This window comes from Mycobacterium sp. URHB0044 (genome assembly GCF_000620625.1).
GTDB lineage: Bacteria > Actinomycetota > Actinomycetes > Mycobacteriales > Mycobacteriaceae > Mycobacterium.
The window spans coordinates 137,597-152,773 of the sequence record NZ_JIAW01000005.1; the positions used below are offsets into that span (position 1 = coordinate 137,597).

The 15,177-nt window shown below is 66.7% G+C and carries 15 protein-coding genes; 9 read left to right on the forward strand and 6 right to left on the reverse strand.

Annotated features, from left to right (window positions below):
* Positions 1–175 precede the first annotated feature (175 nt).
* The 8 genes from N536_RS0112250 (at position 176) to N536_RS0112285 (ending at position 9,807) form a co-directional block, all read left to right on the forward strand.
* Positions 176–4,102 carry a diguanylate cyclase domain-containing protein gene (locus N536_RS0112250; protein WP_081809176.1) on the forward strand — a complete coding sequence of 1,309 codons (3,927 nt, stop codon included), beginning with the start codon at positions 176–178 and terminating at the stop codon, positions 4,100–4,102.
* A gap of 179 nt (positions 4,103–4,281) precedes the next feature.
* On the forward strand, positions 4,282–4,677 hold the full coding sequence (locus tag N536_RS0112255; protein WP_029113865.1) for a hypothetical protein: 396 nt from the start codon (positions 4,282–4,284) through the stop codon (positions 4,675–4,677).
* Between the two features lie 118 nt (positions 4,678–4,795).
* The gene (locus N536_RS0112260; RefSeq protein ID WP_036436116.1) at positions 4,796–5,782 is read left to right on the forward strand and encodes a LacI family DNA-binding transcriptional regulator; all 987 of its coding nucleotides are present in this window, start codon (positions 4,796–4,798) and stop codon (positions 5,780–5,782) included.
* Positions 5,779–7,125, forward strand: coding sequence for an L-fuculokinase (locus N536_RS0112265; RefSeq protein WP_029113867.1), 1,347 nt, complete (start codon positions 5,779–5,781; stop codon positions 7,123–7,125). Before N536_RS0112260 ends, N536_RS0112265 begins: the two co-directional genes overlap by 4 nt.
* A 10-nt stretch (positions 7,126–7,135) precedes the next feature.
* A complete protein-coding gene (locus tag N536_RS40725) occupies positions 7,136–8,056 on the forward strand; it encodes a hypothetical protein (RefSeq protein WP_051574448.1) in 921 nt (306 codons plus the stop codon).
* A gap of 101 nt (positions 8,057–8,157) precedes the next feature.
* The gene (gene nthA, locus N536_RS0112275) at positions 8,158–8,781 is read left to right on the forward strand and encodes a nitrile hydratase subunit alpha (RefSeq protein ID WP_029113868.1); all 624 of its coding nucleotides are present in this window, start codon (positions 8,158–8,160) and stop codon (positions 8,779–8,781) included.
* Positions 8,778–9,437, forward strand: a complete 660-nt coding sequence (nthB, locus tag N536_RS0112280) for a nitrile hydratase subunit beta (protein WP_029113869.1) — start codon at positions 8,778–8,780, stop codon at positions 9,435–9,437. The genes nthA and nthB overlap by 4 nt, the downstream gene beginning before the upstream one ends.
* Positions 9,424–9,807 (forward strand): nitrile hydratase accessory protein, encoded by a 384-nt coding sequence (locus tag N536_RS0112285; protein ID WP_197040126.1) that lies wholly within the window; start codon positions 9,424–9,426, stop codon positions 9,805–9,807. The genes nthB and N536_RS0112285 overlap by 14 nt, the downstream gene beginning before the upstream one ends.
* Before the next feature lie 16 nt (positions 9,808–9,823).
* Here the strand turns inward: N536_RS0112285 and ripD are convergent, their stop codons facing one another.
* The gene (gene ripD / locus N536_RS0112290) at positions 9,824–10,459 is read right to left on the reverse strand and encodes an NlpC/P60 family peptidoglycan-binding protein RipD (RefSeq protein ID WP_029113871.1); all 636 of its coding nucleotides are present in this window, start codon (positions 10,457–10,459) and stop codon (positions 9,824–9,826) included.
* Positions 10,460–10,716: 257 nt separating this feature from the next.
* Here ripD and N536_RS0112295 point away from each other — a divergent pair, with 257 nt between their 5' ends.
* Positions 10,717–11,409 (forward strand): TenA family protein, encoded by a 693-nt coding sequence (locus N536_RS0112295; RefSeq protein ID WP_029113872.1) that lies wholly within the window; start codon positions 10,717–10,719, stop codon positions 11,407–11,409.
* Between the two features lie 18 nt (positions 11,410–11,427).
* Here N536_RS0112295 and tpx read toward each other — a convergent pair whose 3' ends face one another.
* The 5 genes from tpx to N536_RS0112320 all read right to left on the reverse strand — a co-directional run bounded on the left by tpx (position 11,428) and on the right by N536_RS0112320 (position 15,085).
* A complete protein-coding gene (gene tpx, locus N536_RS0112300; protein WP_029113873.1) occupies positions 11,428–11,928 on the reverse strand; it encodes a thiol peroxidase in 501 nt (166 codons plus the stop codon).
* Between the two features lie 66 nt (positions 11,929–11,994).
* Positions 11,995–13,179 (reverse strand): acyl-CoA dehydrogenase family protein, encoded by a 1,185-nt coding sequence (locus N536_RS0112305; protein ID WP_029113874.1) that lies wholly within the window; start codon positions 13,177–13,179, stop codon positions 11,995–11,997.
* 26 nt (positions 13,180–13,205) lie between these two features.
* Entirely contained in the window at positions 13,206–14,225 is a 1,020-nt protein-coding gene (locus N536_RS0112310) for an NADP-dependent oxidoreductase (RefSeq protein ID WP_029113875.1), read from the reverse strand.
* Positions 14,226–14,273: 48 nt separating this feature from the next.
* Positions 14,274–14,675, reverse strand: a complete 402-nt coding sequence (locus N536_RS0112315) for a DUF2784 domain-containing protein (protein WP_036436121.1) — start codon at positions 14,673–14,675, stop codon at positions 14,274–14,276.
* Between the two features lie 11 nt (positions 14,676–14,686).
* A complete protein-coding gene (locus N536_RS0112320; RefSeq protein WP_029113877.1) occupies positions 14,687–15,085 on the reverse strand; it encodes a DUF5709 domain-containing protein in 399 nt (132 codons plus the stop codon).
* Positions 15,086–15,177 lie beyond the last annotated feature (92 nt).

Consider the following 15,177-nt stretch of genomic DNA (forward strand, 5'->3'; position numbering starts at 1 on the left):
AAACGCAGCGATCACGATCAGACGGTACATCGCCGACCGTGGCAACGTTCGCCAGAGCGACCGCTGGCAAACTAGTGTAAAAGAGGTCACGCTTCAGGCCCCATAATGAGATCGATAAGCCATTCTCTATAGACATACTGTGCTGGCGACGTAGGGCGACAACCATGGAGCGGCGATGAGGCTACGCATACCCAGTGGGCTGAGCGTGGTTCCTGGATTGTCGCGGCGCACATTCGTACTGGTGGGCGTGCCATACCTGATCGCGACGACGTTCGTCGGGCTGTGGCTCTGGCAAACCTGGGGCGGGGCATATCTGACTCGAGTGGTCGACGACGTGGCTTCGCTGGCGGGCATCCTGTTCGCGGCGGGCTGCGCCGGATTTGCGGCGGCGTCGGCACAGGGGCGAACGCGGCATGGCTGGCTGGCGATGACGATGGGCCTACTGGCGTGGGCGGCCGGCGAGGCAATCTGGGGCTATTACGAAGTCTGGCTGGGATACGACCAGTCGCCGTTCCCCTCCTGGGCTGACGTCGGGTATCTGCTCTTTCCGGTGGGTGCCGTCGTGTCGGTGTTGCTGTTGTCGCCCGCCGAGCGGGGGCAATCCCGCAAACGTCTGCTGCTGGACGGCGTCATCGTCGCAGCGTCGGTGTTCCTGGTCTCGTGGGTGCTGGTGTTGCAGGACGTGTTCCACTCCGGCTTCGAGAGCCCCCTGGCGTTCGCCGTGTCGGCGGCGTACCCGATCGGCGACGTGGCGATCATTACGATCGCGTGGGCTCGTCCGGCCATCACTTACCGGATGAGCATCGGTCTGTTGGTAAGCGCCTTGGTTTGGATCGCGATATCGGACAGCGCTTACACAGCCTTGACGGCAACGGGCGGCTACTACACCGGCAACCTGATCGACCTCGGCTGGATCGTCGGGTGCGGCATGATTGGGCTGGCTGCATTGCGCAGCATCGGCGAACGTCCAGCCGATTCGACAGCAGGGCTCATTCCGTCTCGGGTGCGGCTCTGGGCGCCCTATCTGCCATTGGTGCTTGCCTACGGCGTCGGGCTTTCCGCCGCTGTGCCACAGCTGAACTCAATCCCGCTGGCCGCGGTGGGAACCCTCATCCTCGTCATAGTGCTTGCTCGGCAGTTCGTGGTTCTGGCCGAGAACCGACGCCTGTTGGCCGACGTGTCCCGGCTGGCTTTCCGCGACCAGCTCACCGGTCTCGCGAATCGGGCACTGTTCGTGGACCGCCTTGAGCAGGCCGTGGCGAGGCAGCGCCGCGAACGGCAGCCGCTCGCCGTGCTGTGCCTCGATCTCGATGACTTCAAGATGGTCAACGATGAGTTGGGGCATCCCGCCGGCGACGAACTGCTCTTCCGCGTCGCCGGACGGCTCACGAGATGCCTTCGCGGCACGGATACCGTCGCGCGACTCGGCGGCGACGAGTTCGCGATCCTCATCGAGGGGGCCGTCGATGACGCGCTGATTGCGTCGGAGCGGGTCCTCGAGTCGTTCGACGCACCCATAGTGATCGACGGCGTCGCACTGACCGTGCGCCCCAGCATCGGGCTGACACTGGCTACCGCAGAGACTCCGCGAACCACGGTCGACGAGCTGCTCAAGCAGGCCGATCTCGCGATGTATGCCGCGAAACGCGACGGCGGTGGCTGTCTCCGCAGCTTCGTTCCCGATCTGCCACGTCCCTTTGAACTACCGGTGTCCGATTCGGCCCAGGAGAAGATCGGGCTCAAGATGGAGCCTGTCACGGGCGTCGACGTACTGCCTGCGACTGCGAACACGATTTCTGACTCGCCCAAACAACCGCTGGATGCCGTTGTGCGACATGCTTTCTGGCCACCGATGGGCGTCCGGATCGCTTTCGGCGCGCTGTTGACTGGCCTCGTCGTCTTCGTGATGTCGGTCGTCGTGCGGGCGCACCCGGGTCGCATCGTGGTGTTCGACAATTGGCTGGAGTCGGCGTTGCTTCTGACGGCAGCGGGCATCGTCGCCGTCCGCGCCTGCTCTGTCGCGGTCGAGCGTTGGGCCTGGCTTCTCATTGCCGCGGGAATGAGCGCCACGGGATTGGGGACCATCGTGTACGCCCTGTGGGCATATGACGGTGAGTTCCCATCGGCGGCGGATCCTGTATTCCTGGCGTTCTATCCGCTGGTCTATAGCGGCTTGCTGCTGTTGATGGGCGGGCGGTTGCGGCGCGTTCCGGCAGCGGTCCGACTCGACGCCGTGGTCGTCGGGCTGACCGCCTCGGCGGTGGGAGCGGTACTGGTGTCCAGACCTCTCGACTCGGCGTCAGGCGGCTCGCTTTCGGCCGCGCTCTTCGGGCTGGCCTATCCGGTCGGGGGCGTCATCCTCCTCGCACTGACGGTCAGTTCACTCGTGATCATGGGTTGGCGCACCGAGTGGCGATGGGGATTCCTTCTCGCGGGGTTCACCTTGTGGGTGCTCGCCGACGTCGCCTATCTGCTACAGACCACGACCGGCTCCTATGTGGAGGGCACGTGGATCGACCCATGCTGGCCGGGATCTTTCGTGTTGGTGGCCGTGGCCAGTTGGCTGCCCTCCGCCGTCGGCGCATCACGTCCGAGGCACCGCCCAGCGCCGTTGATCTTGCCGATCCTCTGCACCGTCATCGCCCTCGGGGTCACGATATTCGCGTACGGAGACCGCATCCCCGTGACCCTGGCAGCACTGAGCTTGACGGCCGTCGCCGCACGCTATGCGGTGACATTCCGCGACGTCGTTTCCATCGCCGAAAGCCACGAGCATGCGATGACCGACGACTTGACGGGACTCTCCAACCGGCGCGCCCTCGCGACTGCCTTGACGGTCGGACCGTTGGATGACTCGCACGCGACCACATGGGATGGCGCCACCGCGCGACTGGGCCTCATCCTGCTGGACGTGGACCAGTTTTCGGAGATCAACGAATCCATGGGCCGCAGCGTCGGTGATGAGCTGCTGCGCCGCATCGCGCACCGGTTGTCACTCGCGGTGCGACCCGATGACCTATTGGTTCGCACAGGTGGCGATGAGTTCGCGGTCCTGATCGCTGACGGCGTGAACCTAATGACTGCCAGGGCACAGGCCGGCGCCTTGATCGATGCATTGCGGGCACCCTTTGCGCTGGACCACATCACCGTGGAAGTCGAAGTCGCCATCGGCATTTCCCTGTGGCCGGACCACTGCGTGCATCCACAGGAATTGCTGAACCTCGCGGAGGTGGCGATGGCCGATGCCAAGGTCGCCGAGCACGGAATCGCGGTGTACGACGCGGCCGCGAACGTGCACAAGCACCAGGACGAGCAGCTCATCGAGGATCTGCGCGCCGCTCTCTCCACCGCTGGGCGGGCGGGCGAACTGACGTGTCACTACCAGCCGAAGATCAGATCCGAGGACGAACAGATACACAGCGTCGAGGCGCTGGTCCGTTGGCACCATCCCAGCCGCGGACTGCTGTTGCCCGATCAGTTCCTGCCTGCAGCCGAAAGAGCGGGCCTGATGCGACCGATGGCTACCCGGGTGTTGGACATCGCCTTGGCCCAAATCCGGTCCTGGCGCGGTCTGGGAATCAGGTTGACCGTGGCCGTCAACCTTTCGACCACCAACCTTCTCGACATCGATCTGGTCGACACCATCGACCAACTGTTGCAGGCCAACGAATTATCGGCCGACGTCCTCATCCTCGAGATCACCGAATCCACGTTGACGACGGACTCGCAGCGGGCCCGTAACACGGTTGCCGCGTTGCGGGAGCTCGGAATCCGGCTCTCACTCGACGACTACGGCGCCGGCTGGTCCTCACTGGCGCGGCTGCAGGATCTTTCGGTCGACGAACTCAAACTCGACAAGGTCTTCGTCGCCCGCTTGGCCCGCGATCCCCGCTCCATCGCGATCGTGCGCTCCACCGTCGCACTGGCACACAGCCTCGGAGCTGAACTGGTCGCCGAAGGCGTCGAAGACGAAACGACCCTGCGCGCCCTGCGGCTGTATGGATGCACCATCACCCAAGGCCATGTGCACAGTCCACCGCTACCCGCCGCCGAACTCCACCGTTGGCTCCTCGATCGCATGACGGTGCCATCGCACCGGTGATCAGTATCCGATAGATGATGGAACACGTTGTGCCAAGGTTGAATTGCGCCCGCTTCCCCGATGAGGTCTTGTCGAAATGTCGACCGAGGCGTGTTTCGCGTGGCAAACGAGGTCACGTCCGTCATCTTTTAATATGATTTCCCGAGCAACGATCCTCGAGTGCCCCGGTCAGGAGAGTAATGGGAATTTGGCGTAAGGCGTTTCGCCCGCACTGCCTGGGATTCTTCGTCGACAAGGGTGTGCTGTGGGCCCAGCGAGACGTTTCGGACCCGGCATTCCGCTCCCTGGCCACACCGGACGAACGACGCGACTACCTGGATCCGATCCCGGTCCCGCTGAAGAACGCGCGAGTGTTCCTCGACATCGAGATTGGTGTGCGCAGACCGCTCGACCTCCCTGAGGGCGCCACTCTTCGCTACTGTCCCGCGGTTCCACCCCGCTCGAAGGGCGACAAGTTGCACACCATTTCGGTGTACACCGGCACAAACGACGTCTATGTCGGCTACCCGGCAAGCGGAGGCGAAGCCCGCAACGTCTTCAGGGCCATCGACAAGCTGGTGAAGTCGGACCGCTGAGGCCCGCCGGCGCCTGACCGCCAATCCCCTCCCCGACGCTCGATCTTCACTCTTGCCATCGATGGCACTATTCGGCAGACTGGGTTGTGCCATCGATGGCATAACCGAGGAGTGAGGGTTGACCAAGAGCATCTTGCGGGACGTGGCCGCGGCCGCAGGAGTCAGCCTGCGCACCGCGTCACGCGTGCTCAACGACGACCCCAAGGTGGCCGTCGACACCCGAGCGCGGGTGCAGCACGCGATGCGCGAGTTGAGCTTCACCCCCGACTCGATGGCACGCTCTCTGCGCGCAGGTACCGACACCGCCCTCGGCATGGTCGTCGAGTCCGTCGCCGACCCGTTCTTCTCCGCCATGGTGGCCGCCGTCGAGAAGGCGGCGTCCAACGGCGGCAAGTCGGTGCTCATCGCCTCGACGCACGGCGACCCCGACCGCGAACGTGCCGTCGTCGGGCAGATGCTCTCGCGACGGATCGCGGGCATGCTGCTGACCCCCACCGCGGGTGACCACGCCTGGCTGCGCACGCAGACGCCGCTGGTGCTGGTCGATCGCGCCGCCCCCGGGCTGGATGCCGACGTCGTCGGCATCGATGACGAGGCTGCCGCAGTGGAAGCCGTGAATCATCTCGTCGCGCACGGCCACCGCCGGATCGCCTATGTCAGCGATCACCCGCTGGTGCCGACGTCACGCGCTCGCCTCGCCGGGTATCGCCGCGCCATGGCCGCCCACGGTCTCGACCCGGACCCGCGGCTCGTCCGCGCCGAGTGCCCGGACCCGGCGTCGGCGGCGGAAGCCACGCGAAACCTGTTGGCCGACAAGGGCTCCCCTACTGCGCTGCTGAGCGCGGCCACCCGCTGCTCGTTGGGCGTCGTACCCACCCTGCACGCCCTCGGTCGAACCGACGTCGCGCTGGTGTGCTTCGGCGACTTCGCCATGGCCGACCTGCTGCAACCCGGCGTCACGGTCGTCGATCACTCGGCCGAGGCGGTCGGCGCGGCCGCCGCCACCCGCCTCGGTGAGCGGATCGCCGACCCCGGCCTCCCCGTGTCGACCATCCACGTCCCCGTCCGGCTGATCGCGCGCGGTTCCGGGGAGCTGCGACCGTGACCACACGGGAGGCCGTGGCAGGCGTCGACCTGGGCACCACGATGGCGAAGGCCTTGTTGCGCACGCCAGATGGCGAACAGTTGGCTCTGGTCGAAGGCCGGACGCCGTGGACCACGACGCCGGACGGCGGTACCGAAACCGACGCCGAGTGCTTCGTCGACCTCGCCGTCGACCTGCTGCGCCGCGCCTACGAGCAGGCGTCCGCCAGTGCGCCGCTGCGAGTGTCGGCGGTCGCGGTGGCGGGGCTTGCCGAAAGCGGTGTTCTGCTCGACGGATCGGGGCGCGCACGCACACCCGTCGTCGCCTGGTTCGACCCCCGCGGCGACCGGCAGGTCGCATCGATAGCCGTGCGCGACAACCACTTCGGTACTCGCTTCGTACGACGGACCGGGCTGCCGTGGGACTGCCAGGCCAGTGTCGCGAAGCTGTTGTGGTTCATCGACGACGGGCTCGAGCTCACGCACGAGCACCGCTGGCTCAGCATGCCCGAGTACGTCGTGCACCGCCTCGGCGGCGCGCTAGTGCACGAGCCGTCGCTGGCCTCCCGCACGGGACTGTTCGACCAGTCGACCGGTGCACCGTGGGCCGACGGCGCCGTCGAACTGGGGCTGCCGCCGACGCTCCTGCCCGATCGCCAGCCCCATGGCGAAAGCGTGGGAGCGCTGCGGCACCGCGGACTTCCGCCGGGCATGCAGGGTGCCGCCCTCGTGGTCGGCGGCCACGACCATCCGGTGGCGGCCATCGGCGTTGGTGCCACCGGCGCCGACGAACTGTTCAACTCCACGGGAACGGCGGACGTCGTCGTCCGATCGCTGCCCGGCGTGCTCACCGACGAGCAACGCGAATCGCTTGTCGGGAACGGCATTTCGGTCGGCATGCACGTACTGCCCGACACCAGCTCGCTGATCGGCGGCGTCCGCGGGGGGCTGTTGCTGCGCCGAGTGCTCGCACTGCTCGGTGTGACGACCTCCCAGGAGAGGGCCGCACTCGACGCCGCCGCGCTCACCGTCGAGTCGCTGCCCGCGGGCCTCGACGTCTCCGGCGCCGGCCCGACGGGCGACGACGTCGTCCTGCGGGTGCGTGAGGGCGCCCACCCAGCCGCCGTCTGGGCCGCGGCCACGCGCTACACGGCGCGTGAGACCGGTGCCCTGCTCGACCGGATGGAAGCCGTCGTCGGCCCGCATTCCCGCGCCGTAGCGAGCGGCGGCTGGACCCGCATGACCAGCGTGCGGACGGCGAAGTCCGCCGTCATCGACCGCCTGACGTTCTCCGATCTGCGCGAGCCCGGGGTCGCCGGCGCCGCGCTGTTGGCCGAACGGGCGATCACCCCAAGCCCCGTCTAGAAGGAGACACATGTCCACGACCACCCAACCCGTGCGCACCCTCGCCGACATCGCAGCACCCGATGGAGTGTTCTCGATCATCGCGATGGATCAACGAAACACGTTGCGGCGCATGTTCAGCGCAGTCGGCATCGAGGCCAGCGACGCCGACTTGATCACCGCGAAGACCGACGTCGCACGCGAACTGACCCAGCTGGCCAGCGGCATCCTGTTCGACCCGACTTACGGCGTGCCCGCCGTCACCGGAACGGGAGCACTCGCGGAGTCCTGCGGCCTGCTGGTTGCCTCGGAGCCGGCTGAACGCGGCAAGTTCGGCGTGGAGCCGGTGACCCACCGCGACCCGGCGCTGGACTCGCGCTGGGTGCTCTCGCAGGGCGGCGACGCCAACAAGTTCTTCGCGCAGTTGCGAGCCGACCGGCCCGCGCCTGCTGCCGGCCAACCCGATCTCGTCGAACAGTGCCTGCAGGCGGTGCGCGACGTGGTCGCCGACTGCAAGGAGGTCGGTATCCCCTCGGTGATCGAGAACCTCGTGTATCCGTTCGAGGGTGAGGACCTGACGGGCCGGCGCCGCGCCGACGCGGTCATCGAGTCGGCGCGCGCACTCAACGAAATCGACTGTGACTTGCTGAAGCTGGAGTATCCCGGCTCGCCAGAAGCGTGTCGTCGACTCGCCGCGGTGCTCGACCGGCCGTGGGCGGTGCTCTCGGCAGGCGTGCCGTTCGACGAGTTCACCCAGGTGCTGCAGATCGCGTTCGACGAGGGCGGCGCCTCCGGCTTCATCGCCGGCCGCTCGGTGTGGCGCGAATCGCTGGCACTCTCCGGCGCCGAACGTCAGCGCTTCCTGGTCGACGTTGCGCGGCCACGCCTCGAGCGACTCATCGCCGTGGCGTCCGATCGCGCCAGGCCGTGGACGCAGATCGCGGCCAGCTGACGGAGCCCCACTGAAACGCCGCGCCCCGCAGTGCTTCGGCGTTACGCTTCTTAGCCACTGGGATCGACATCCAGCTTGGACGTTCAAGGGATCGCGACGCGATGACCGATGCGAATCACGAAGAGCACAGCGAGCTTTCCGACATCGAACTGCGAGTGCGGACGCTCGAGTCGATCCTGACCGAGAAGGGTTACATCGATCCTGCCGCGGTGGATCGCATCGTCGAGGTCTACGAGACGAGCATCGGGCCGCGCAACGGCGCAGCCGTGGTCGCCAAGGCGTGGGCCGACGAGGAATTCGCCAGCTGGCTGCGCGAGGACGCCAGCGCCGCCATCGCGTCCTGCGGCTTCGTCGGCCGCCAGGGTGAACACGTCCTGGCAGTAGAGAACACCCCGACGACGCACAACATGGTCGTCTGCACGCTGTGCTCCTGCTACCCGTGGCCGCTGCTCGGGCTCCCACCGATCTGGTACAAATCTGCGCCGTACCGCTCCCGTGTGGTGATGACCCCACGGGGCGTCCTCGAGGATTTCGGCGTGACGCTTCCACCTGACACCGCGATCCGGGTCTGGGATTCCACGTCCGAAGTGCGCTACCTGGTGATCCCGATGCGCCCTCCTTCGACCGACGACTGGAGCGAGGAGAGGCTCGCCGACCTCGTCACGCGCGATTCGATGATCGGGACCGGGTTGGCGCTTGCACCGGAACGGGTGGTCCGCACGTGAACGGCGCGCAGGACATGGGCGGCCAGATGGGATTCGGCCCCGTCGTGGAGGAAACGGATGAGCCGCCGTTCCACGCCGATTGGGAGCGGCGGGTACTCGGCCTGACGCTCGCCATGGGTGCCGCGGGCGCCTGGAACATCGACATGGGACGTTTCGCACGCGAGTCGCTGCCACCCGCGGAATACCTCACCTCGAGCTACTTCGAGATCTGGGCCAAGGGACTCGAGAAGCAATTGCTGCAGGCCGGACTCGTCGCCGTCGAGGATCTTCACGCGGGCCACGCGGTGGTGGAGCCCGCGCCCGTCAAGCACGTGCTCAAGCCGGACGAAGTGCTGCCAGTCCTACGCGCCGGTGGACCAAGCGAGCGCCCCGCCGAGACGCCGGCTCGCTTCACGGTCGGTGACCGGGTCGTCACCCGCAACATGCATCCGTACCGGCACACTCGGCTGCCCAGGTATGCGCGCGCGAAAAGCGGTGTGATCGAACGGGTTCACGGCGTGCACGTCTTCGCGGACGCGCACGCGAGCGGGCGGGGCGAGGAGCCGCAATGGCTGTACAACGTGCGCTTCACCGGGATCGAGCTGTGGGGTGAGGACGCCGACCCGACGCTGACGACGTCGATCGATGCCTGGGAAAGCTATCTTGAAGCCGGCTGAGGCGCTCCGGGCGGCCGCCGCGCCGGTCGCACCGATTCCGCTCGGCGACGACGGTGAACCGGTATTCGCCGAGCCTTGGGAGGCAAAGGCATTCGCGATGACGTTGGCTCTCCACGAGCGCGGTGTGTTCACGTGGCCGGAATGGGCCGCGTGCCTCGCCGAACGGATCGGCCACGCGCAGGCCGCAGGGGATCCCGACGATGGGTCGACCTACTACCGACACTGGCTGGCCGCCCTCGAAGACGTCGTCACCAATCATCGCCTGGCCAGTGCGACGCAGCTCGAGGAGCGGCGCGCATCGTGGAGTCGCGCGGCTCTTGCCACACCGCATGGCCAGCCGATCCTGCTGACGAACGACCCGCAGAGGTGAGCGCGCCGGCGTCCTCCTATTGCCAGTCGATCATCCGGGACAGGTACGGAGCCATGCCGTTGGTGCGTACCGGTGACACCGTGACGGCGGGGTTCGTGGCCTCCAACATCTGACCGTTGCCGAGGAACATCGCGACGCTCTGGGTGCCGTCGGGGCCGTAGAAGATCAAGTCACCTGGAAGTGCCTGCGACGGCAGCACCTTGCGGCCCACCTTGTACTGCTCGCCCGACGAACGCGGCATCTTGATCCCCACACCCGCGAAGGCGTACTGGATCAAACCGGATGCATCGAACCCGACGACGCCAGGTGTCGGAACTGATCCCGCGCCTGGAACGGATCCCGCGGCCGGAAGGGTGGCAAGTTGAGCGGGACCGAGTTGAGGGGTTTGGACCTCGGTGCCATAGGTGGATCCCGGGACGGTGTCGAAGCCGGGGATCGCATTGGCCTCGGGCACGGTGCTGGGAGCGGGGACGGCACTGGCAGTCGGGCCCTGCGTGTTGCCCCCGCCATAGGTGTAGGGCACGCCGCGCTGCGACAGCGCCCGCTGTATCACGTAGTCGATGGCCTGCTTGTGACTCTGATCCGCGGTCGCAAGACCGGGGGTCGCCACCAGCATGGCCAAACTGATCGCCACCGCGTAGATGCGTCTCATCTCGAACTCCACCTCTGTCAAGGCCTCAGCGCGGTGACCTTCGCGCATCCAGCTGCCACTACGTGACCCTTCGCCGGTGCGCATCATTGAGCCGACCCTGAAGTCACAAAAGTCACTAGTGTCACTTGTACAACACCCGAGGATGGTGTTTTGCATCCTGCCTGGTACGCGGCTGCAAATTGTTCGTACCGTGACCGAACCGTCACCGCCGCGGGCACGATGTCAGGGTTCCGGTGCGAGCTGAAATGATGCGCCCCATGCACATTCAGAGTGGCTCAACGGACCCAGACTGCTGGTCGGCTCGGCTATGGCGGGAGATCGAGCCCACGTTCGCCGCGATCCTTGGCCATCCGTTCCCTACCGGCCTCATCGATGGGTCCCTCGACACGGAGGTGTTCGCGCACTACGTCGCACAGGACGTCCACTATCTGCGGGACTACGCGCGGGCGTTGGCCATCGTGGCCGCCAAGGCGCCAACGTTGGCCGACACGGCCATGTTCGCCCGGCACGCGGCCGAAGTGTTCGACGTCGAACTCGAGTTGCACACGGCTCTGCTGCCCCAGCTCGGCCTCGACGCCGCCACGTTGGGCGCCGTGCCGGTGCTGCCGACGACCCGCGCGTACACCAGCTATCTTCTCGCCACCGCATACGGGGGCAGATTCGCGGACGGGTTGGCCGCCATCCTGCCGTGCTACTGGATCTACGCCGAGGTGGGCGCGGAACTAGCCGAGCGCGGCTCCGTGGATCCTCGCTACCAGCTGTGGATCGACAGTTATGGCAGCGCTGAATTCGCAGCGACCGTCGCCCAGGTGCTGCAACTGGCGGACCGCACCGGCCCGACGCTGAACCCGGCCGATGAGGCGGCGGCTCGAGCGCACTTCACGACGACCGCGCGCTACGAGTGGATGTTCTTCGACGCCGCCCATCGGCGCGAGGACTGGCCGGTCTGAGCTCCCGGCCCGGCGAGGCTAGGCCGAGCCCAGTGCCGTCAGCGCCGCGTCGTAGTCGGGCTCTTGCGCGATCTCGGGCACCAACTCGGAGTACGCGACCTTGCCATCGGCACCGATCACCACGACCGCGCGAGCGAGCAGCCCGGCCATCGGACCGTCGGTAATGGTGACGCCGTAGTCCTCGCCGAAGCTGTCACGGAACGCCGAGGCCGTCTTGACGTTCTCGATGCCCTCAGCGCCGCAGAACCGATTCTGCGCGAACGGCAGGTCCTTCGACACGCACAGCACGGAGACACCACCGTCGGCAGCACGCTTGTTGAAGGTCCGAATACTGGTCGCGCACACCGGCGTATCGACGGACGGAAAAATGTTCAGCAACACGGCCTTGTCGCGGAATTGCTCGTTGTCGACCACGCCGAGATCGGTGCCGGTCAGTGCGAAGGCGGGCGCCGAGGATCCGACGGCGGGCAGCTCGCCGACGGTGTTGATCGGATTTCCGCGCAAGGTTATCTGTGTCATGCCGACAGTCTGCCAAGGCGGCCTGGGCACCGCAGGCCGGGGTGGCCCCGCTGTGCGTTCGTCCGTTCAGAGCCCGGGTTGATCCTCGATGATGCCCAGCCAGATCTGTGCGGCGTCGATGGCCACCTTCTCGCTGATGAAGGCATGTTGGGTGCCGGTGTACACGTCGCGGAACGCCCGCTCGAGGCGACTGCCTTCGCGGATCGCGGTGGTGCCCGCGACGAGATGGGCCCATTCGGCGCAGGCGCGTGCCGCGTCGGTGGCGTAGACGGCGGCCACGCGCATGTCCGCGCGCATTGCCGGGGTGAGGTTTTCGCCCGACGCCACGGCAGCCTCCGCGGACGTGAAGGCGTCGAGGACCAGAAGCCGGGCAGCGCGCCACATCGCGACGTGGTGTGCGAGCCCCTTCTGGAACGTCGGCCGGCTGGCCAGCGACGCCATGTCGCTCATCCGAAACTTCGTCGCGGCCAGTTCTTCGACGTCGTCGAGCATGCTCTTGGCGACGCCGAGAGCCCACGACGCGTGACCGGCGGCGACGACGGGCATCAGCCCCATCCGCGTTGCGGGCGACGCGCCTCGGTGCGGCTCACGAGTGAACAGTGGAAAGGTGCGGCGCTCGGGCACGAACACGTCCTGAACACTGTAGTCATACGATCCAGTTCCCTTGAGCCCCTGTACATGCCAGCCGTCGAGAAACGTGACGTCCTCCCGAGGGAGCACCGCGACCTGCATGTCCGGGACGCCTTCGCTGATCCAGCGCATCTCACCGTCGTCCATCGGCAGGAATCCCGCCGCAACGTATTCGGCATGACCGGTGCCCGACCCGAAACTCCACGAACCGCTCAACCGGTAACCCCCGTCGACGGCGGTCCCCTGGCCATTGGGAAAGAACTGGCCGCCCATCGTGACGCGGTTGTCGCGAGCGGTGAACACCTCGTCGAAGCCCTCGTCGGAAAGGTACGCGGCGGCCGCGAACGACGACGGCAGATTCGCGATCCCGATCCATCCGAATGACCCATCCTGCCAAGCCATTTCGATCCACGTCTCGATCATCTCGGCAAACGACGGCTCGACACCGCCCGCGGCAACGGGATTGAAGGCCGACATCAGTCCGCTGGCCCACATCTCGTCGACGATGGCCGAAGTGAGGGTCCGTTGCCGCTCGGATGCGGCGGCTTCGCCCCGGACGAGGTCACGCATCCCGCGCGCCAACCCGGTGACCTTGCCATCGACTTCTGCCATCGACGTCATCGGCGATCTCCCCTCTCTCGTCCGGCTCACGCCGGTGTCGGCTCGCCGACCTTGACCAGCATCTTGCCGATGTTGGCGCCCGCGAACAGGCCATTGAGCGCATCCACGCACGACTCGATGCCCTGCATGACGGTCTCGCGGTGGACGAGGCTGCCCTGCTCTTCCCAGGAACGCAGCGCGGCGAAGGCCTCGTCGAAGCGTCCCCACTGGTCGAGCGCGTTGAACCCCTGCATCAGAGCGGTCTTGGCGAGAAGGTTCACGTAATTGGACGGGCCGGGGTGTTCGCCGGTCAGATAACTAGAGATGACGCCGCACAGGACGACGCGCGCCTTGTGGGCCAGCCGGCCCAGCACCGCGTCGAGGATCGGCCCGCCGACGTTGTCGAAGTAGACGTCGACCCCTCGCGGGCAGTGCTGCTTGAGTGCGGCAGGCAGTTCACCGGCTCGGTAGTCGATGCATGCGTCGAAACCGAAGTCGTCCACCACCGCTCGGCATTTCTCCGGGCCACCGGCGATCCCCACCACCCGGGCGCCCGCGATCTTGGCGATCTGCCCGGCCACCGAACCCGTGGCACCCGCCGCCGCCGAAACCACGACCGTCTCCCCCGGTTGCGGCCGCCCGATGTCGGTCATCCCGAAATATGCGGTGGCACCGGTCGGTCCGTAGACCGACATGATCGCCAGTTGATCGGTTTCCCCGGGAATGGGCGTGCTGAAGATGTCGTCTCGGATGATGACGTACTCCTGGAAGCCCGTCAGCGTGGTCACCACGTCGCCGACGGCGTAGGCGGCACAGCGGGACGCCACGACCTCACCGATACCGGCCGCACGGATCACTTCGCCCAACTGCACGGGCGGCAGGTAGCCGGGCTGGTCGTTGAGCCAGGTCCGCGCGGCGGCGTCGATGCCGACGTAGGTGGTGCGCAACAACGCTTCGCCCTCGGCGGGTTCGGGCGCAGGCGCGGTGATCAGCTCGGTGTCATCGGGCGCTACCGGCCCGTTCGGGCGGCGACGCAGCACGATCTGGCGGTTCGTCAGGTGGGGCACCTTGCCGAAACTACCCAGGGCGCCAGCAGTTTGGGGTGATAAGCGCGATCAGCGGCTGACCTGCCGAGCCCGATCGCCGGAGTTCTGCGTCGACGTCCGCCGTCGGCGCGCGAACAAGGCCCAGGACACCAGGACGGTCAGCAGGGCGAGGGCGAGAACGGGATACTCGGCGCTCTCGGGATACACCACACCCGTCAGGTAGTAGTCGATGAAGCCGTCGACGGGCATCGGCGCCATACCCGCCTTCGCCCGCGCCCACCGCTCCAGCCACGTCAGCGGGCACACGAAGTCGATCAGTTCGATGGCGATCCCCCAGATCACGACCGGGACGTGCAGCCAAATCGTGCGGGGCCAGCGCAGGGCGAGGAACCCGCCCACCACCATGTATGCGATGAACGCGAAGTGGGCGCCCGCGGCGAGCACCACGACGAGGGCATACGCGTTGTTCATGGCCTACCTCGCTACTCCTCGTCGTCGATGACGTGGACTGCTGCCTCCTCTGCGGAGGCGGCACTTCCGTCGATCCCGACGTCGGTCGCCAGCAGATCTGATTCGTCGTCTCCCTGGACCCCTTCATCGGGCGCGACGAGTCGGCCGGCACGTCGGTCCCCTACCTCGTCATCCTCGGAGAAATCGGAGTCGTCGTCGGACTCGATGGCGACGTCCGGCTCTTCCTCGGCGAGCAGTTCGTCCAGGGTTTCGTGGTCTCGGGGTTCCTTCCACTTCTCCGGAGGCGAGTAGCCCTCATCGAGGATGTCGTCGACCCCGCGGTCGAGCAGGGTGTCTTCGACGGGAAGTTGATCGTCATCGTCGGTGCTGTATTGGCCCGCCGACTCTTCGGGCGTCTCTGGGCTGCTCATCGTTCAACGCTCCTCATCGTTCAACGATGACACATCGCAAGCGTCATTCATCGGCAGCACACGGCCGTGGGACGCGAAAACCCCCGGTGAGT

Coding starts and splice junctions, on each gene's coding strand:
- N536_RS0112320 (WP_029113877.1), bottom strand. CDS start 15,085: ATGAGCAGCCCAGAGACGCCCGAAGAGTCGGCGGGCCAATACAGCACC.
- ripD (WP_029113871.1), bottom strand. CDS start 10,459: ATGAGACGCATCTACGCGGTGGCGATCAGTTTGGCCATGCTGGTGGCG.
- N536_RS0112250 (WP_081809176.1), top strand. CDS start 176: ATGAGGCTACGCATACCCAGTGGGCTGAGCGTGGTTCCTGGATTGTCG.
- N536_RS0112305 (WP_029113874.1), bottom strand. CDS start 13,179: ATGACGTCGATGGCAGAAGTCGATGGCAAGGTCACCGGGTTGGCGCGC.
- N536_RS40725 (WP_051574448.1), top strand. CDS start 7,136: ATGTCCACGACCACCCAACCCGTGCGCACCCTCGCCGACATCGCAGCA.
- N536_RS0112295 (WP_029113872.1), top strand. CDS start 10,717: ATGCACATTCAGAGTGGCTCAACGGACCCAGACTGCTGGTCGGCTCGG.
- nthA (WP_029113868.1), top strand. CDS start 8,158: ATGACCGATGCGAATCACGAAGAGCACAGCGAGCTTTCCGACATCGAA.
- N536_RS0112255 (WP_029113865.1), top strand. CDS start 4,282: ATGGGAATTTGGCGTAAGGCGTTTCGCCCGCACTGCCTGGGATTCTTC.
- N536_RS0112315 (WP_036436121.1), bottom strand. CDS start 14,675: ATGAACAACGCGTATGCCCTCGTCGTGGTGCTCGCCGCGGGCGCCCAC.
- tpx (WP_029113873.1), bottom strand. CDS start 11,928: ATGACACAGATAACCTTGCGCGGAAATCCGATCAACACCGTCGGCGAG.